16 protein-coding genes and 1 other RNA gene are annotated in these 19,337 nt (G+C 38.1%); 8 read left to right on the top strand and 9 right to left on the bottom strand.

What is annotated here, in order from left to right; all coding sequences use genetic code 11:
- Positions 1-24: 24 nt before the first annotated feature.
- The 5 genes from FJG96_RS07775 to ssrA all read right to left on the bottom strand — a co-directional run bounded on the left by FJG96_RS07775 (position 25) and on the right by ssrA (position 4,003).
- Entirely contained in the window at positions 25-2,361 is a 2,337-nt protein-coding gene (locus tag FJG96_RS07775) for an ATP-dependent helicase (RefSeq protein ID WP_139413445.1), read from the bottom strand.
- A gap of 107 nt (positions 2,362-2,468) precedes the next feature.
- The gene (locus tag FJG96_RS07770) at positions 2,469-2,720 is read right to left on the bottom strand and encodes a ribbon-helix-helix domain-containing protein (RefSeq protein ID WP_139413444.1); all 252 of its coding nucleotides are present in this window, start codon (positions 2,718-2,720) and stop codon (positions 2,469-2,471) included.
- 10 nt (positions 2,721-2,730) lie between these two features.
- The gene (locus FJG96_RS07765) at positions 2,731-2,913 is read right to left on the bottom strand and encodes a DUF4169 family protein (protein ID WP_120101773.1); all 183 of its coding nucleotides are present in this window, start codon (positions 2,911-2,913) and stop codon (positions 2,731-2,733) included.
- Between the two features lie 8 nt (positions 2,914-2,921).
- Positions 2,922-3,467, bottom strand: a complete 546-nt coding sequence (locus tag FJG96_RS07760; RefSeq protein ID WP_139413443.1) for an SspB family protein — start codon at positions 3,465-3,467, stop codon at positions 2,922-2,924.
- Between the two features lie 179 nt (positions 3,468-3,646).
- Positions 3,647-4,003, bottom strand: a transfer-messenger RNA (tmRNA) gene (ssrA, locus tag FJG96_RS07755).
- A gap of 97 nt (positions 4,004-4,100) precedes the next feature.
- On the opposite strand from ssrA, the gene FJG96_RS07750 reads away from it, so the two are divergent.
- The gene (locus FJG96_RS07750; RefSeq protein ID WP_139413442.1) at positions 4,101-4,406 is read left to right on the top strand and encodes a DUF2853 family protein; all 306 of its coding nucleotides are present in this window, start codon (positions 4,101-4,103) and stop codon (positions 4,404-4,406) included.
- A gap of 67 nt (positions 4,407-4,473) precedes the next feature.
- Here FJG96_RS07750 and FJG96_RS07745 read toward each other — a convergent pair whose 3' ends face one another.
- From FJG96_RS07745 to FJG96_RS07735, 3 genes are all read right to left on the bottom strand, one after another.
- Positions 4,474-5,781, bottom strand: a complete 1,308-nt coding sequence (locus FJG96_RS07745) for an MFS transporter (RefSeq protein ID WP_139413441.1) — start codon at positions 5,779-5,781, stop codon at positions 4,474-4,476.
- Between the two features lie 522 nt (positions 5,782-6,303).
- The gene (locus FJG96_RS07740; protein ID WP_139413440.1) at positions 6,304-7,611 is read right to left on the bottom strand and encodes an MFS family transporter; all 1,308 of its coding nucleotides are present in this window, start codon (positions 7,609-7,611) and stop codon (positions 6,304-6,306) included.
- 886 nt (positions 7,612-8,497) lie between these two features.
- Positions 8,498-9,805: an MFS family transporter gene (locus FJG96_RS07735; RefSeq protein ID WP_139413643.1), complete on the bottom strand. Its 1,308-nt coding sequence runs from the start codon at positions 9,803-9,805 to the stop codon at positions 8,498-8,500.
- A 220-nt stretch (positions 9,806-10,025) separates the two neighbouring features.
- Here FJG96_RS07735 and FJG96_RS07730 point away from each other — a divergent pair, with 220 nt between their 5' ends.
- From FJG96_RS07730 to FJG96_RS07700, 7 genes are all read left to right on the top strand, one after another.
- Positions 10,026-10,820 (top strand): thymidylate synthase, encoded by a 795-nt coding sequence (locus tag FJG96_RS07730; protein ID WP_139413439.1) that lies wholly within the window; start codon positions 10,026-10,028, stop codon positions 10,818-10,820.
- Positions 10,817-11,326, top strand: a complete 510-nt coding sequence (locus FJG96_RS07725) for a dihydrofolate reductase (RefSeq protein WP_139413438.1) — start codon at positions 10,817-10,819, stop codon at positions 11,324-11,326. Before FJG96_RS07730 ends, FJG96_RS07725 begins: the two co-directional genes overlap by 4 nt.
- A gap of 120 nt (positions 11,327-11,446) precedes the next feature.
- Complete coding sequence (gene hflK / locus FJG96_RS07720; protein ID WP_139413437.1) at positions 11,447-12,592, top strand: FtsH protease activity modulator HflK; 1,146 nt, start codon at positions 11,447-11,449, stop codon at positions 12,590-12,592.
- Between the two features lie 2 nt (positions 12,593-12,594).
- A complete protein-coding gene (hflC, locus tag FJG96_RS07715) occupies positions 12,595-13,530 on the top strand; it encodes a protease modulator HflC (RefSeq protein ID WP_139413436.1) in 936 nt (311 codons plus the stop codon).
- A gap of 148 nt (positions 13,531-13,678) precedes the next feature.
- Positions 13,679-15,208 (top strand): Do family serine endopeptidase, encoded by a 1,530-nt coding sequence (locus tag FJG96_RS07710; protein ID WP_139413435.1) that lies wholly within the window; start codon positions 13,679-13,681, stop codon positions 15,206-15,208.
- Positions 15,209-16,045: 837 nt separating this feature from the next.
- On the top strand, positions 16,046-16,918 hold the full coding sequence (miaA, locus tag FJG96_RS07705; RefSeq protein ID WP_139413434.1) for a tRNA (adenosine(37)-N6)-dimethylallyltransferase MiaA: 873 nt from the start codon (positions 16,046-16,048) through the stop codon (positions 16,916-16,918).
- Positions 16,919-17,153: 235 nt separating this feature from the next.
- On the top strand, positions 17,154-18,956 hold the full coding sequence (locus FJG96_RS07700; protein WP_139413433.1) for an acetolactate synthase 3 large subunit: 1,803 nt from the start codon (positions 17,154-17,156) through the stop codon (positions 18,954-18,956).
- Between the two features lie 225 nt (positions 18,957-19,181).
- Here FJG96_RS07700 and FJG96_RS09225 read toward each other — a convergent pair whose 3' ends face one another.
- A complete protein-coding gene (locus tag FJG96_RS09225) occupies positions 19,182-19,313 on the bottom strand; it encodes a hypothetical protein (protein WP_281279024.1) in 132 nt (43 codons plus the stop codon).
- Between the last annotated feature and the right edge of the window lie 24 nt (positions 19,314-19,337).

Below are 19,337 nucleotides of genomic sequence, written 5' to 3'. Positions count from 1 at the left end.
AAAATAGATTGTGGTTTTCTTTCGTTAAGCTTTGTCTACAAAATTATCTAGAACACGCTTTTCTCCAGCTTTTTCAAACATGATTGTCAATTTATGATCATCTATCGCTGTAATACGACCATAACCAAATTTTATGTGAAAAATGCGATCATTGATAGAAAAATCTGATGGTGCGTGAGGGATTGATTGAGCGATAACGCTCCCTTCAATATTTTTGTTTTTTTGTACACGCTTTTGTCTTGGTGTTGCATAGTCATTATAGAAGCAATTGTGATGTTGAAAGGAGGGTTTTCCATAACCACCATAAGATGTTTCCATGGCTATGGCTTCTATATGTTCTGTTGGTAGTTCATCTAAAAAACGGGAGGGAAGAGCTGATTGCCAAAGTCCGTGAACTCTTCGGTTGGATACAAACCATATATGCAGATATTTTTTTGCTCTTGTAAGCCCCACATAAGCAAGACGCCGTTCTTCTTCTAATCCTGAACGTCCACCTTCATCTAATGAGCGCTGATGGGGAAAGAGTCCTTCTTCCCAACCTGGAAGAAAAACGGTTTCAAATTCAAGTCCTTTGGCTGAATGAAGTGTCATGATGTTGACGGCATCCATGTTTTCATTATTTTCTGTTTCCATAACCAGTGCAACATGTTCTAAAAAGCTTTGAAGATTTTCAAATTGTTCCATGGAACGGATCATTTCTTTAAGGTTCTCTAGTCGTGTGGGCGCTTCTGGTGAGCGGTCTTCTAACCACATGGTTGTGTAACCAGAATCATCAAGAATGATCTCGGCAAGCTCTCTGTGGGGGGTGTCTTGCAGCATATTTTGCCAGCGGCGGAAGTTTTCAATAAGGTTTCGTAAAGCACTGCGTGCTTTAGGTTTTAGTTCGTCTGTTTCAATGATGTCAGCGGCCGCAGAAAAAAGAGAAACAGCACGTGCGCGTGCACTCTCATAAAGGATGCGCAAGGTTGCATCGCCTATGCTGCGTTTAGGGGTATTGATAATACGCTCAAAGGCTAAATCATCAGCCGGTTGGACAACAACGCGCAAATAAGCCATGGCATCACGTATTTCCATTCGTTCATAAAAACGCGGACCACCAATAACGCGATAGTTAAGACCAAGCGTTACAAAGCGATCTTCAAATTCACGCATTTGAAATGATGCGCGTACCAAAATAGCCATATGATTTAAGGCATGACCGGTTAGTTTAGCGCGTTCGATTTCTTCTCCGATGGCTCGCGCTTCTTCTGCAGAATCCCATGCTGAATGAATTTTTACTTTTTCTTCCTCACTCTTTATTTGAGCAGAAAAAAGAACTTTGCCCAGTCTTTCTTCATTATGAGCAATCAGATGCGAGGCGGCTTTAAGAATATGAGATGTTGAGCGATAATTGCGTTCTAGACGAATAATTTGGGCAGAAGGAAAATCTTTTTCAAATCGTAATATGTTTTCGACTTTTGCACCACGCCATCCATAAATGGATTGGTCATCATCGCCAACACAACAAAGATTAACATGATGACCTTGAGGATGTTGCGCCAAAAGGCGGAGCCAAAGATATTGTGCTGTATTTGTATCTTGATATTCATCGACAAGAATATAGCGAAATTGAGAATGATATTCGCGAAGAATATCTGGATTGTGTTGGAAGATAGAGATAGAGTGAAGCAGAAGATCGCCAAAATCACAAGCATTAAGATCTTTTAATCGATTTTGATAACTGTGATAAAGATCGCGTCCCATGCCATTGCCAAAGGAATGCGCATCACTTTTTGAGAGATGTTCTGGTGAAAGCCCTTGATTTTTCCAAGAATCAATCATCATGGCAAGGTTTCGTGCGGGCCAGCGCTTGTCGTCTAATCCTTCAGCTTGAATAAGCTGTTTTAAAAGCCGAAGAACATCATCGCTATCGAGAATTGTAAAGTTTCTTTTTAAATCAACAAGCTCTGCGTGGCGGCGTAAAATTTTAGCACCAGTAGAATGAAAAGTTCCAAGCCAAGGCATCCCTTCAACAACTTCACCAATGAGTTCACCAATACGTATTTTCATTTCACGGGCTGCTTTGTTGGTGAAAGTGACAGCAAGTATTTGTTGAGGAGAGGCAAGTCCAGAGCGCAGAATGTGAGAAATACGGGTTGTTAAAACGCGTGTTTTTCCAGTACCAGCACCTGCAAGGACTAAAAGAGGCCCCTCAGTATTCATAACAGCTTGTTGCTGTTCTGGATTGAGCTGTTCTAAATAGTCTGTGTTATATGATTTTTTTTCCTTTAGAACATGGGAAGAAATCCCAGAGTTTTTCTCATCATGGGTTAGGGGGGCATCTTCTTCAAAGAAAGGTATGTGATCGGAAAAATTATTCATTATACCTTTTTTGTAATCTTTTTTTCATTAAAGTGCTAGGTTTAAAAAACTTTTCTTTTAAAAGCTACAACAGTCTTAAATTGAACGAGAGATGTTAAAAGCAAGTATTAAAGACGTTGAGTAAGAATACTTTGAAGGGCGTAAACGCGCAATGAAGCTGAAAGATTGACTTGTTGTGGCCTTTGGCTATCAATATCAGTGATAATAAAGGCTAAAGATTGTCCTTTTTTGCGGGCTATATCTTTGAGAATATCTAAAAATGGCGGTTCTAAAGAGACGCTGGTTGCATGTCCATCAACGCGAACAGATATCTTTTGCGGAATGACTTTTGACCAATCAATAAAATTACTTTCGTTCATTTTTCCCCCTTTACTCGTCGTTTCGTAAACGATTTTGATCAAGAAATTTTTGCGTTTTGAAAGATTTTTGTTGCTCGAAAAGTTTTTCAGTTTTTGTCCGTCCAAAACGATAACGATTTTCCGCAGCATGAAGAGCTTTTTCTGCACGCTTTTTTTGTTTTCGAAATTGGCGAAGATTTATCGGTTCAGTCATGAGAAAATTTATTTTTTCCGAAAAGAATCTAAAGAGACAACATCAGCACTTTGTTTTGTATCGTTATTTGAAAGTTCTTTATTGGTACTGAGATTTTGTTCTTTTGTGAGCATATTGTCCTTTTTTTGTTTGTTTGATGGAGCGAGGGGCGTAGATGGGATATTTTCTGAATCTTCACTTTCTACAGAGGGAAGTTTTGAAGGCAGATCAAATGCAGCTTCAAATGTTGCTACAGGATCGTAAAAAACTTGAATAGAAGTAAAAGGAATTACGAGTTTTTCAGTAATTTCCCTGAAAGAGAGGGTTACTTCGAAGGCTGTTTCTGAAACACTGAGATCTCTAAACTGATGTTGCAAGACAATCGTCATTTGCTCAGGATAGCGATTTTTTAGCCGAGGAGAAATTTTAACGCCTGGGGCATTTGTAAAAAAAGTTATAAAAAAATGATGATTTCCCGGAAGTCCTGCTTTAGAAACTTCCGATAAAACTTTACGGATAACTCCACGAAGCGCATCCTGAACGAGAATATCGTAACGGATTTGATCTTTAACCATCGAAGTTTATTCCTTTTATTTCACGTAGCAGAATGGGTCGTATTGATGTGTTGATATTGTGTAATAGAATATATTTAAAAGTTAGCAGTATTTTGTCTACGAGGTACCTCATTGAATCAAAAAAATAAGAAAAATAATGTCTGATAATGTTTGAAAGATCAATCAATAACATTTTAAAAAGTGAAGGCTTCTGTTGCCAGGTGCCTTCCAACCCCGCTTAAACCTGCGACGGTTTAAGAGTCAATTTGAAACATTCACACCACCTTAGGCGGCGAGACGTGCTTCCGCATAGTTGTCATTTGCAACTACTCATTTAGCCCGATAACGGTGGTACAATGCCGAGTAAAAGAGCGATCTTTACACCCTTGTCGATCCTATTTCGCCCCCACCAAAATATAATTTTGGTTGTTTATATTTTGGTGGAGGCGCCGGGTACCGCCCCCGGGTCCAATAGGTTTATTTCACCGTCCATTTATTACCATAGCTGGAAAGCCAGCTCTCTAAATATAGATGAAGAACAGCCTTAGGAAAAGGGGGGGTTGTTAATATTTTTAATCCTCTAATTATTTATGGAGCTATATGATGCAGCTATAAAAGTATAGCCGCTCATTTTTGGAGAGGAGATGATGTAAAATGACAAATTATCTAGCAGATATTAAAGTATATGATTCAAACCCTGATGCAGCAGCAGTCGAACGACTTAGTCAGCGTTTAGCTTTGGTGATGAAAAAGCAGGATGCAGCGCTTGTTGCAACATCGGATCCAAAAGAATTAGAACGTGTTGAAAAATGGGTTCAAGATGTTTTAGAAGCTGATGAGCAGAGTGCTAAAATGGCTGTTTCAAAAGTTGCTCAGATGATGGCTGGAGAACGTAGAAAAAGTCGTGTAACTTTTTATTATTTAGTCGCTAAGATACTCAATGCACTTGATAAAATTTAAACAATATTAAATTTGTGATAATGATAAAAAAGCCCAATTTTTTGGGCTTTTTCGTTTATAGAAGGTGTTAACGTTTTTCATCCTCTTGGAGGTATCCTCCTTTACGCATACTCGGGACAAAGAGAAGCGCAATGAAAGCCATAATCATTACGATGGTTATGTAAAAATAAAAGAGTGATTCATATCCAACCTTTTTTAATCCAAACGCGACGTATTCAGCAGAACCACCAAATAAAGCATTGCCAATAGCATGAGAGATGCTAACGCCTAATGCACGTATGGAAGAGGGAAACATGGCTGATTTTACGACACCAGAGATAGATGTATACATGCTCATAATGAAGAGCAAGCCAATAATAACAGATAAGGCAACCCATATACTATGGGTGTTACCGATGATCCATAGCCCAGGAAATGTAAAGAGCACAGAGAGTATACTCCAAATGATGAGTAAAGTTTTGGTTCCAATTTTATCGGCGATGATTCCCGCTATGGGTTGGAACAGGATGAAAATAAACAGTACAGCTGTCATTATCGTTGTTGCGGTATGTTTATCAAAGCCGGTGGTGGTGATCAGGTATTTTTGCATATAAGTTGTAAAGGTATAAAATGTGAGTGATCCTCCTGATGCAAAGCAGGCAATGACGACAACGGCTTTTGTATGTTTGGTGAGAAGTTCCTTAAGACTCCCAGAGTGTTTTTGAGAGCGACTTTCTTTTGTGGTTGTTTCATGGAGTGAACGGCGCAGATAAATCGCAACGATTGCTCCACATCCACCAATCACAAAAGGAATACGCCATCCCCATGCTTTTAACTGATCTTCAGTGAGATAAATTGCTAAAATAAATATAGTAAAACTAGCGAGAAGTTGACCTGTAATAAGGGTGCCAGATTGGAAAGAAGCAAAAAGCCCACGATGTTTTTTGAGGGAAACTTCGCTTATATAAGTGGCGGCTGTACCATATTCGCCACCTGCTGAAAGTCCTTGCATCATCCGAGCTAAAAGTAAAAGGATTGCTGATGTTATTCCCAAGGTTTTATAGGTGGGAAGGATGGCAATGAAAAAAGAACCTCCACACATCATAAAAATGGAGACAAGCATCGAGAATTTACGTCCATAACGATCAGCGATAAATCCCAAAAACCAAGCTCCAATAGGGCGCATAAGAAAGCCAATAAAAAAGACACCTGCAGTTTTCAATAGGGGCGTAATCGTATCACCATCTGAAGGAAAAAATTGTGAGGCAAAATAAATTGATGCAAATGAATAAACGTAAAAATCATACCATTCTACGAGATTTCCTGATGCGCTTGCTATAATAGCAAAAATACGTTTTCTTGCATCCTGTGATGCTGAAGTTGTTCCATTTTTCATGAAATGTTCCCCTTTTAGATTTATAATTTATTTTTTTATTATTAAGTTTGTTTTATAATTTGTATCACTAAAATTTAATTATATCATAGTAATTTTTTATGAAAGCTCTTTAAGAGAGTCTGTTTGTATACAGGCTTGAGCCTTTTGAGGGTATTATTGCCGTTGTAGGATAAAGTGCTTCACAGCGTATGTAAGGGAAGGGGGCATTGAACAGGAGATTTAAACGGGATGAAATGTTGGTAAAAAGAGTGCTTAAATAACTGGTTTAAGAATTTCCTATAGGATATTTGAAAAGTGCAAAAAAAGTTGTGTAACTTTTTATGACTTTGTCGCTTCGTGATTAAAGATCTTTGAAAAATTTCAATAATATAGATTTATAGATTCCCCACCTTGTGCAAGAAGCATAAGGGTTTTTCTTGTATGGTAAACGGTCGAAAATGAATTGTTTTATGTTTGTTTTTTAAGATTTTATCACATTCATAAAAAGCCCAATTTCTTGGGCTTTTTATTGTGTGTAAAAATTTAATGGATCTCATCATCTTTCAGATATCCCCCCTTGTCTATATCTGGCATTAAAAGAATTGAGATAAGTGCAATAATCATCATACCAATTATGTAAAAAAAGAAAACAGATTCGTATCCCATATTTTTTAATCCAAGCGCTACATATTCCGCAGAGCCACCAAACAGTGCATTTCCAATGGCAAAGGCAAATCCGACTCCGATTGCTCGGATTGAAGCAGGGAACAATTCTGCTTTTATGATACCAGCGATGGATGTATAAAAACTCATAATACAGAGCATTCCAATAATGATTAATAGTGCACTCCATGCATTATGGGCATTCCCGATCATTTTAAGAACAGGAATTGTGCAGATAATAGATAAGCCTGCCCAACTGATAAGCGAAGCTCTTGCTCCAATTTTATCAGCAAGCGCACCAAAGAGCGGTTGAAGTAAGACAAAAATAAACAGTGCAGCAGTCATTATCGTTGTAGCGGTTTGTTTATCAAATCCGGTGGTTGTAATGAGATATTTTTGCATATAAGTGGTGTACGTGTAAAATGTGAGCGATCCGCCTGCTGTAAAACCAACAACCAAAAAGAACGCTTTTTTATGATTGCGAAAAAGTTCTTTAAGACTACCAGCATGTTGTTCAGAGCGGCTTTTGAGGGTCGTTGTTTCATGAAGCAAGCTACGCAGATAAATTGAAACGATTGCTCCAAAGCCACCAATGACAAAAGGAATACGCCATCCCCACGCTTTTAACTGATCTTCAGTAAGGTAAATGGCTAAGATAAATATTATAAAACTCGCGAGAAGTTGACCTGATATCGTTGTTGCATATTGAAAAGAAGCAAAGAGTCCTCGTCTGTTTTTGGGCGCCACTTCGCTCATATAAGTTGCTGCCGTACCGTATTCACCACCAACGGAGAGCCCTTGAAACATGCGGATTAAAAGCAGCAGGAATGCTGCTGTTATTCCCAAGGTTTCGTAAGTGGGAAGTATAGCAATGAGAAAAGATCCCCCACACATCATAAAAACAGAAATCAGCATGGAGCGTTTGCGTCCATAACGGTCGGCAATGAAACCAAAGAGCCATGCTCCAATAGGACGCATAAGAAAGCCAATAAAAAATATTCCTGCAGTTTTTAATAGCTGTGTAACGTTATCATTATCTTTAGGAAAAAATTGTGATGCAAAATAAACCGATGCAAAGGAGTAAGCATAAAAGTCGTACCATTCTACCAGATTTCCTGAGGCACTGGATATGATAGCAAAAATACGTTTTCTTGTATCATGTGGATCTAAAGTTATTTGGTGATTCATGATGTTTTCCCCTTTTACATTAATAATTTTTATACTCGTCAAAGTTGTTGATGATCTGTATCATAAAAACTTAATTGTATCATGATAATTTCTTAGGAAAACACTTTAAGATCATTTGTTGTATTTTTATTTTTTTAAGAGTTTTTCTTTGCAGCTTAAAAATAATAAACAATATTTATATTAATATAAATAACTCAAATAAAATAAAGTTAAATTATATTATGAGTTATAATTTAATTTATACTGTTTATAATTATTACTTTTATTTCATAATTATATTCTTTTATAGAGGCTAATGGAGAGGTTAAAAGTTTACAATGGTAAAAGAATGATATTGCAACTTAAATTTTAGTGGTCTCACTGTAAGATTTTTTCTAGAGTGATTAATGCTGTTTTGGGCTTATAGATTTGATGTTGTGTCGTGAAATGGACTTGAGTATATTTGAGAAACGTGTCTTTAAAAAGTGCGAAAGTTCATAACATAACGGGTATTTTCTATTTTTCATGGGAGCTTTGTTTTGCATGTAGGCGACCATAAAAGAATGTATTAAACAAAAGCATGAGACAATGTGTCATTTATTATTGATAATATTATTGATAAAACCTCTTGGAGGGTAATCGTTTAGCTTCGACTTTGATGAAGAATAGAAGTATTAAAATAAATCAAATGTTTTTTGTCTTCAGTAAACGAAATTTAGCCCCAAAAGTATCTCTTCATAACAGTGTGGAGTCATAGATTTTTTATAAATGACCCATGCGGGAGGAGAGAAAATTTCTTCTTTAGCGTGTTTAGAGGGATAAAAATAAAAAATTGTAAGTTTTAAATTTCCGTAGAGCAGATATAAAAAAAGCCCAGAATACTGGGCTTTTTTGTTACGATCAAAAGTTAATCGATATCATCTCCTTGTAAATACCCTTTTTTACGAGCATCTGGCATTAAGAGAATTGCGATGAAGGCAATGATCATCATGCCGGCTATGTAAAAGTGGAATATAGATTCATAACCGATTTTTTTAAATTCAAGCGCCACAGCTTCAGCAGAACCACCAAATAGCGCATTAGCAATAGCATAAGAGAGACCAACTCCCATTGCTCGGATTGAAGCAGGAAACATTTCTGCTTTTACGATACCAGAGACGGACGTATAAAAGCTCATAATACAAAGCATACCAATAATAATAGAGAGAGCAACCCACATATCATTAGTGTTTCCAATAATTTTAAGTGCAGGAATTGTAAAGATGATAGATAAGGAACTCCAAATAAGCAGTGAAGCTTTTGTGCCAATTTTATCTGCGAGAGAACCAAAGAACGGTTGGAGTAGCATAAAAACAAATAGTGCGGCAGTCATTATTGTTGTCGCAGTATGCTTATCAAATCCGGTTGTTGTTATCAGATATTTTTGCATATAAGTCGTACAGGTATAAAATGTCAGCGATCCTCCTGCTGTAAAACCGATAACTAAAAGGAACGCTTTTGTGTGATTGCGTAGAAGTTCTTTAAGACTGCCAGCTTGTTTTTTAGAGCGGCTTTCTTTAGTGGTTGTTTCGTGAAGTGAACGACGCAGATAAATTGCAACAATTGCGCCAAATCCACCAATCGCAAAAGGAATACGCCAGCCCCATGCTTTTAACTGATCTTCTGTGAGATAGAGGGCAAGAATAAACATAACCAAACTTGCAAGGAGTTGACCTCCAATGAGCGTGGCGTATTGAAACGAGCTAAAGAAACCACGACGTTTTTTAAGAGCAACTTCACTCATATAAGTCGCTGTTGTTCCGTATTCACCGCCGACTGAGAGCCCTTGAAGCATGCGGAGTAAAATAAGAAGAATTGGTGCTACTGCTCCAATTGTTTCATATGTAGGAAGAAGAGCGATGAGAAATGAACCACCACACATCATAAAAACAGAAATCAGCAAAGAGCGTTTACGTCCATAACGATCCGCAATAAATCCAAAGAGCCAACCGCCAATTGGACGCATGAGGAAGCCTATAAAAAAGACGAAGGAAGATTTTAAAAGTTCGGTAACAACATCTCCATTGGAGGGAAAAAACTGTGAGGCAAAATAAATAGATGTAAAAGAATAAACATAAAAATCATACCATTCCACCAGATTCCCTGATGCACTCGATATGATTGAAAGAACACGTTTTCTTGTATCATGTGGTGCTAAAGATTCTTGTTTTTCCATAGTCAATCCCTTCATTTTACGTTCATCCATCTTTGTTCATTATCCCTCTATGTTATTTTCTTAGAAGCTGTCTATAGTATTTTATCTTTTGCATCAAAATTTTAATCAGATCATGATAATTTCTTGTGTAAGATGTTTTCGGAAAAAGATTTGAATTGTGTTTATACGGATTTTATAGTTTTTGTTTTCTATAATGAAAAGAATCGGACATAATAGCTCTATGAAATCATATCTTGCTCTTTTATCTCATGTTTTAAATCAGGGTATTGATCGCACAGATCGAACGGGGGTGGGGACGCGATCTATTTTTGGCTATCAGATGCGCTTTGATTTACAAGCAGGATTTCCATTGTTAACAACAAAGAAATTACATTTACGTTCAATTATTTATGAGCTTTTGTGGTTTCTTAAAGGCGATACAAATATCGCATGGTTGAAAGAGCATGGTGTGTCTATTTGGGATGAATGGGCTGATGAAAAGGGTGATCTTGGTCCTGTTTATGGGTATCAGTGGCGCTCTTGGCCTGCTCCTGATGGACGCCATATTGATCAAATCAGTAATCTGTTGAGGATGATTAAGGAGATGCCTCATTCTCGTCGTCTCATTGTATCGGCATGGAATCCTGCATTGATAGAAGAGATGGCTCTGCCACCGTGTCATTGTTTTTTTCAATTTTACATTGCTGAGGGTAAATTATCCTGTCAACTTTACCAGCGTTCGGCGGATATTTTCTTAGGGGTTCCATTTAATATTGCATCCTATGCATTGTTAACGATGATGATTGCACAAGTTAGTGGCCTTAAAGTTGGTGATTTTATTCATACGCTGGGGGACGCGCATCTTTATTCTAATCATTTTGAACAGGCAAAATATCAATTGTCTCGTATACCAAATGCTTTGCCCTATATGCGTATAAATCCAACGGTAACAGATCTTTTTTCTTTTAAATTTGAGGATTTTGAATTGCTTAATTATGATGCTCACCCCCATATTAAAGCGCCGGTAGCAATATGAGGATTTCCATTTGTTTAATTGCTGCTGTTGCAGAAAATGGTGTTATCGGTCGTGAAGGTGCAATGCCGTGGCATTTATCAACAGATTTGCAACGCTTTAAGGCGTTGACGTTGGGTAAGCCTATTATAATGGGGCGAAAAACTTGGGACTCTATCGGAAGACCTTTACCAGGGCGCACAAATATCGTCATTACGCGCGATGGTACCTTTAGCGCTGAAGGGGCTGTTGTTGCACATTCTTTATCACAAGCTTGTTCTCTTGCAACAAGTTTTGTTTCTCAAAAGAATGTAGAGGAAATTTTTATTATTGGTGGGGGTGAAATTTTTCAACAAGGGCTTAGTCTTGCTGATAAAATATTCCTTACAGAAGTTTTAGCTTCTATAGATGGTGATTGTTTTTTTCCTATTTTTGATAAAGAAAAGTGGACTATTGTGCAAACACAAGATATTCCAAAAGGGGATAAAGATAGTCATCCGACACGTTTTGTTGTTTATGAGCGGAAATAATTTTTTGTCATATGAAGTGGAAAGGGTTTATCCGTTGCGTAATTGAGATAAGAGGAACCCTATAGGCTTTAAGTGAAGGGTTGGTATTTGAATGAATGGTAGTCAGTTAAAGAGGTGATAATGCCCTGGACAAATCAAAATGGTGGTGGCCCGTGGAGTGGCGATAAAAACAAGAACAGTGGTGATAAAAAAACATCGGCTAAGAATCTTTTTGGTTCTGGTGGCAATAATGGTGGCGGAAATGGCCCCAATCTTGATGATATTTTGCGTAAAGGACAGGATCAGTTTAAACAATTTAGTCGAGGGGGCGTTTTTGTCTTGTTCTTTCTGCTTGTTGTGTTTTTTTTCCTCTATCAGTCACTTTATATTGTTCAACAAAATGAGCAAGCCGTAGAATTGCGTTTCGGTGTGCCTAAGGAAGAAATTATCGGTGATGGATTGCATTTTCATTTTTGGCCTATTGAGACTTATATGAAAGTTCCTTTAACGGAAAAAACAATTGCAATTGGTGGACAGCCTGGACAGAGACAACAAAGTGAAGGTTTGATGCTGTCGAGTGATCAAAATATTGTGAATGTCAATTTTTCTGTTTACTATCGCATTTCACACCCAGGGCAATTTTTATTTAATGTGAATGATCAAGAAGGAACTGTTCGTCAGGTCGCTGAAAGTGCAATGCGAGAGGTTATTGGCTCAAGACCTGTTGATGATGTTTTACGTGATAAAAAAGAAGAAGTTGCTAACGATGTGAGAAAGATTACCCAGTTGACTGTCGATAAATATCAACTCGGGGTTGAAATAAGCCGTGTATCGATTAGTGAAGCTGCTCCTCCTACCAAAGTTGCTGCGGCGTTTAATTCTGTGCAGCAGGCTGAGCAAGAACGTGGACGAATGATTGAAGAAGGAAATCGTGTGCGTTTTACAAAAATTGGTTTAGCAAATGGTGAAGCTTCACGGACACGGGAAATCGCAAAAGGTGAAAAAGCACAAATGGTTGAAGAGGCAACAGGACGTGCTGAACGTTTCCAAGCCATAGCTCGTGAGGCTGCAATTTCACCAGAGGCTGCGCGTTATCGTCTTTATATGGAGACGATGGGGCGTATTTTTTCTTCACCCAATAAATTGCTTCTCGATCAAATTAATTCTCCTGCGGTGCCTTATCTTCCTTTGAATGAATTGCTGCGTCATAATTTATCAGAAAAAGCAAAGATAAAATCAGCACGTTCTACATCGCTCTTGGATACTCAGATTTCTGGAGGACGTTAATCATGCAGCAGTCTCGTTTTTTGTTTGTTTTTAGTACCATAATAATTTTTTTGGTCATGTTGTGGATGTCATTTTTTATTGTCTATCCTCGTCAACAAGTTGCTATTAAGCGCTTTGGACAGATTGTTAAGGTGGAATCTAATCCTGGAATTTATGTAAAAATACCTTTTGTGGATAAGATGATTGTGGTGGATAATCGGTTGTTGCGTTACGATGTTCCTACACAATCTGTGCAAGTTCGTGGGGGGGCTTATTATGAAGTGGATGCGTTCTTTATTTATCGTATTACAGATCCTAAATTGTTTTTACAGCGTATTGCTTCAGGGCGCCCGCAAATTGCAGCACGTGAAAATCTCGCACCACGCTTTATTGACGCTTTGCGGGCTGTTTATGGTAAGCGAGAATTTAAAGCAGCCTTATCAGATGAACGAGGTGCGATGATGGCTGAGGTTCAAAAGCAATTTTCTATAGATGCGGGTTCGCTGGGTATTAAGATTGTTGATGTGCGTATTCGAAAAACCGATTTAACCGATGCTGTTTCCGAAGATGTTTATCGGCAAATGGCTGCGGAGCGGGAAGCGGTTGCGGAAAATATTCGCGCTCGTGGTCAACAAGAACGAGATCGTATCATTGCAGAGGCAAATCGTGAATATGAAGAAATTGTGGCGGCTGCAAAGCGTGATGCTGAAATTACCCGCGGTGAAGGACAGGCTGAAAGTATTCGCATTTTACTCAAAGCGCGAGAAGTTAATCCATCTTTTTACGATTTTTGGTTAGCGATGGAGCAGTATAAGAATTTAGAGAGAATACCGATGGTGATTTCATCAAATGAGGATTTCTTTTTTTATTTTCGAAATTCTCCGCAAGCAAAGAAAAAACTTTCATCAACAATGAGTCCTAATTTGAATAAAACTGATTCAAAGTCCAATGGGGAATAGATGAAACAATGTATGGAGGGTACGTGTCTGAGCAGTATCCTCTATAGCTCCTTGTTTTTATGATGAATATAAAAGAATGTTAAGCCATACTGATTTTGCATAATAAATATTGAGTAAGGCTCTTTACAGCTTTGGTTTAAGGCATGTCATGGGTAGAAGTATCGTGAGTAGAAATATATTTTTGAAGTCTTTTATCACAAGAGTTATTTTTTGTGTGATTTTGCTTTTATTAGGATCCATGCGTTTGTCTTGGAGCGCGGAGACAAATAAGACATTGCCTTCTGTTCCTGATTTAGCTTCTGAGCTTTTGGAGACGGTTGTGAATATTTCTACGGCACAGACTGTTGAAGGAACAGAACAGGATGAAAATACTTCGATACCCGTTATTCCCAAAGATTCATTGCTGGAAGAATATTTTAATGATTTTTTTACACCCAAAGAAGGGGAAAAAAATAGTCAATTTCAAAAGGTGCGTTCTTTGGGGTCTGGTTTTGTAATTGATGCGCAAGAAGGGCTTATTGTTACAAATTATCATGTTATCGTTGATGCTGATGATATTGAAGTGAATTTTACGGATGGTACAAAACTCAAGGCAAAGCTCCTTGGTAAGGATAGCAAAACGGATTTAGCGTTGCTTCAAGTGGATGCGGGACGTAAAAAATTAAAAGCTGTGCGTTTTGGTGACTCAGAAAAAGCGCGTATTGGTGACTGGGTTATGGCTATTGGTAATCCTTATGGTTTTGGTGGGAGTGTAACGGTTGGTATTATTTCTGCACGTAACCGTGATCTTAATGCTGGTCCTTATGATAATTTTATTCAAACAGATGCAGCGATTAATCGAGGCAATTCTGGTGGTCCGTTATTTGATAGAAATGGTGAAGTCATTGGCATTAATACAGCCATTGTTTCTATTTCTGGAGGATCGATTGGTATTGGGTTTGCTATTCCATCGGATATGGCTCTTTCTGTGATTAACCAGTTGCGTGATTTTGGAGAAATAAGGCGTGGGTGGTTGGCTATTCGTATTCAGCCGGTGACAGAGGATATTGCAAAAAGTTTAAAACTAGACAATGCTGTAGGAGCGTTGGTGGCTGGTAAAGTAGAACAGACGGAAAAAAATAATGTCGATAATAGCCAATTGCAAACAGGAGATGTTATTCTTTCCTTTGGGAATTCCAAAATTAAACATGCACATGATTTACCCCGTTTAGTTGCGGAGAGTCCAGAAGGAAGAGTTGTGGATGTCACTATTTTTCGGAATGGGAAAGAAAAAACCGTAAAAGTTAAGCTTGGACGTTTGATTGAGACCGATGACGATGAAGATACAGAAGAAGAAGAAGTCGAAGATAAAAAAGGTAATGATCTGCCGAAAAGTGCAACAATGCAATTGATGGGCATGACGTTATCTGAATTGACAGAGGATTTGCGTCATCGTTATTCAATTTCAGATAAACTTCGAGGACTCGTGGTGACATCTGTTACACAAAATAGTGCTGCGGATAAAAAGCGTATTCGCGTTGGTGAAGTGATTGTTGATATCAATCAGAGCGCTATTACAACAATTGATGAGGCTAAAAAGCGTTTTCATAAATTACGTGAAGCTGGACGCAAAAATGCTCTCTTCATTGTAGCGCGTCCAGATGGAGAGTTACGGTTCGTAACGATCCCAATGGATTGATGCCTTATAGGATTGATGTTTGAAAAACTCGTTTTTTTGTTTTTATTGGCTTTAATATATGGGTATTTAAGTAGCTCAACCTTATATCTATCTCGTGTTTTTTTAAGTCTATTTCACGATGGAGAGTGTGGATTGTATGACATAAAGTCCATTGGACGGCTCCATTTTTGAGCTAAATAAAAGTACAAGTTAGCAGTCATATTTTCCGTCTTTTTAAAGAGATTTTTATAATTTCTGTCGCTTAGGTGAATGGTATTGATATCGTATCTTATGAGAGAGGCAGACTTTCAGCACTTTGTAATTATACGTTTTGTACTGTAGAGAACGTTTTTTCTCTTCAGTTTGAAAAAGCCATTCTGTAGAAAAATCGTATTAGGCTCAATCAAGTTATGGATATATTGACATCTTTCTTTATGATGAATGAAAAAAAGTGCTGATAAAAAAGAAAGTGTGAAGAAGAAAATTTCAGAGGCTCTTATGATAACTCAAAGCAATATGCTGTTTTTATAGAAAAAATAAATCTGTTTGATTGTATAGTTTTAACTTAGTATTATTGACATAAATGAAGATAAAGGCCTAATAGACAGAATGATTATGCTTATGGTTTATTATTGAAGTATGATCGCACAAAATGCTTGGAACATTCCTTTGATGTTGTTATTAAATCCATTCTTTTCTTTTATAGTTTTCATACAAGTTTTCTTTATTTTGAAGGGGAAATCTTGTTCGTATTTTTTTTAAAGTTTTTACTTTATGATAATGGAAGGGAAAATACAGGCGCTTTGCGGACAGTCATGCATGTTGCAATAAGTTGCTAATTGATAGGAATTGCTCTTCATGACAGAGAGAACAATTACATTGATAGCAGGGCCCACGGCGAGTGGAAAATCAGAACTTGCTTTGCAAATGGCTCAAGAAAGAAATGCTCTCATTATTAATACTGATTCAATGCAGGTTTATGACGTTTTAAATATTTTAACGGCACGTCCGAGGGAAGCTGATACCGCGATTGTTCCCCATTATCTTTACGGTCATGTGAGTCCTCGTTTGAATTATTCAGTAGGACAATGGTTGTGTGATGTTGAGAAGCTGTTGGTTACTTTTTCATCGAGATCCGTTATTTTTGTTGGTGGAACAGGACTTTATTTTCGTGCTCTTTTGGAGGGGATTTCGCAAATCCCTCGTGTTCCAGATGTTGTGCGGCAGAAATGGCGCTTGCTGCTTGATAAAGAGGGTGTTGCAAGTCTTTATCGCCAATTGTTACAGATTGATGCTGTTGTTGCTGAAAAGATTTCTTCGCAAGATGGACAGCGTATTGTTCGTGCTTTAGAAGTTTATGAGGCAACCGGTGAGAAGCTCAGTTGGTGGCAGAAGCAAAAAACAACACCTCTCATTGCGCCTAGTTGTGCTGAAAAAATTCTTCTCATGCCACCTCGCCCTCTGCTTTATGAACGTATTCATAAACGTTTGGACACTATGATTGAAGGAGGGGTTTTAGAAGAGGTGGTGGCCATAAAGAAACTTATGCTTTCCCCTTCGTTACCAGCGATGAAAGCAATTGGTATACCTGAATTTATGGCTTATTTGGATGGAGATAGAAGCTTTGAAAATGCTCTGGAAGCGGTGAAAACACAAACGAGGAGATACGCAAAAAGACAAATGACATGGTTTCGTCATCAATTTGATAAAGAATGGATTCTTACTTCTTGATGAAAAAACTGGAGCTTTAAGAAGAAATTTTTGAGAAAATATTAATTTTTTATTGACGAATGGGTTCAATGGAATTAGAAATTCCTCTATAAAGAGTTTTTTTATATATTTTATGCGTTGGAATAATGGGGGAGATCGTACAATATGTGTTGTGTAGAGGGCTCCTTGAGAGTCTTTTTTTATGGGCTCCGTTAGGGGCTTTTTTATTGTCCTATCAAGTAGGTGAGTGGGAAAAATGAGAAATGATCCAAGACAGCAAGAGAGTGCAGATGGAAAAGTAATGTCGGGGGCTGAAATAGTGGTTCAGGCTCTTATAGATCAAGGGGTTACACATATTTTTGGTTATCCTGGTGGGGCTGTTCTTCCTATTTTTGACGTTCTTTATCACCAAGATACACTCCAGCATATTTTGGTACGCCATGAACAAGCAGCGGGGCATGCTGCGGAAGGCTATGCACGCAGTACTGGAAAGGTCGGTGTTATGCTTGTAACTTCTGGTCCAGGAGCAACGAATGCTGTGACACCTTTGCAAGATGCTCTCATGGATTCTATCCCTCTTGTTTGTTTTTCTGGTCAGGTAGCGACAACGCTAATTGGAACAAATGCTTTTCAAGAGGCTGATACAGTTGGAATTACAAAGCCTTGTACGAAGCGTAATTGGTTGGTTAAAGATGTCAATGATCTTGCGAATATTATTCATGAAGCTTTTTCTCTTGCGCGTTCGGGACGCCCAGGACCGGTTTTGATCGATATTCCCAAGGATGTTCAATTTGCTTCAGGATTTTATAGGGCGCCTCAAGTTCAAGAGTCTTCGCGTTCTTCTCTACCGTTGAAAGGGAATAATCGTGAGGCTATTGAAACGGCTGTTTCTCTTTTAGTTGAGGCAAAACGCCCTGTTATTTATTCTGGTGGTGGTGTTATTTCATCGGGAGGGGAGGCTATCCAGCTCTTGCGTAATTTAGTTCAATGGGGAGATTTTCCCATTACCTCAACTTTAATGGGACTTGGTGCTTATCCTGCTTCTGGAAAAAATTGGCTCGGAATGCTGGGAATGCATGGAACCTATGAGGCTAATATGGCCATGCATGATTGTGATGTCATGTTGGCTGTTGGCGCTCGGTTTGATGATCGTATCACAGGGCGCCTTGATGCATTTGCACCTCATGCACGTATTATTCATATTGATATTGATCCTTCTTCCATCAATAAAATCGTCAAAGCAGAAGTTCCACTTATTGGCGATGTAGGGCATGTTTTGGCAGATATAATGCAACATTTGCATGAGCAGAAATCAAAGTTTGATCAAGAAAGTCGAAAAATATGGTGGACGCAAATTAATCGCTGGAAAGCTCGTAATTCATTGGCATATATGGAAAAAAAAGATGTTATCATGCCCCAATATGCTCTTGAACGGCTTTATGCACTGACCAAAGATGCTCGTGCTTATATTACAACGGATGTTGGACAGCATCAGATGTGGGCGGCGCAATATTATCATTTTGATGAACCAAAACATTGGATGACTTCTGGTGGTCTTGGAACAATGGGGTATGGTCTTCCTGCGGCAATTGGTGTTCAAATAGCCCATCCTGATGCGCTTGTTGTTTGTATTTCTGGTGATGCTTCCATTCAGATGAATATTCAAGAGCTAGCAACAGCCATTCAACATGACACACCTGTGAAAATTTTTATTTTAAATAATCAATATATGGGAATGGTTCGTCAGTGGCAGCAATTACTGCATGGTAATCGTCTTTCTCACTCTTATACGGAATCGATGCCTGACTTTGTGAAATTGGCACAAGCTTATGGAGCGGTGGGAATTTATTGTTCAAAACCCGATGAACTTGATGATAAAATTCAGCAAATGATTGACAGTGATAAGCCTGTTCTTTTTGATTGTCGTGTTTATCATTTAGAAAATTGTTTTCCCATGATCCCATCGGGATGTGCCCATAATGAGATGTTATTACCTGATGAAGCAAGCGAGGAAACTGTTGCAAATGCTGTTTCTTCTGCGGGGAAAATTCTTGTATAAAATGAATATGTTCGCAAAATGGTGAAGGATGGTGATGATGAAGTCTTTGGAGGCTTCATCTCTGTCTCTTCTTTGTGTATTATCCTTAGAGCTCATTTTATGATTTTTATTCTTTGTTTAAAGACATGGGGCTTTATTTAAAGATACGGGGTATATTATTATTTGTACACGCTGTTTGTTTTTTTAATTCATACGTTCACATTAATAGCTATTTCGTTGCATCTTTTAGATAATAGATTTTTTTAACTCAACCGAGTATTCAATACCACCGTATGGATCATAAATAGCATGGTCTAAAGTTTCCCAAAGTTTGTTTCTTTCGCCATTGCTCAACTCAAAAGTATTTTCATTTATCATTATAATTTTCTCTCCAATTATATT

The organism is Bartonella mastomydis (genome assembly GCF_900185775.1).
Taxonomy (GTDB): domain Bacteria; phylum Pseudomonadota; class Alphaproteobacteria; order Rhizobiales; family Rhizobiaceae; genus Bartonella; species Bartonella elizabethae.
This window is presented reverse-complemented; position numbering and strand designations above follow the sequence as displayed.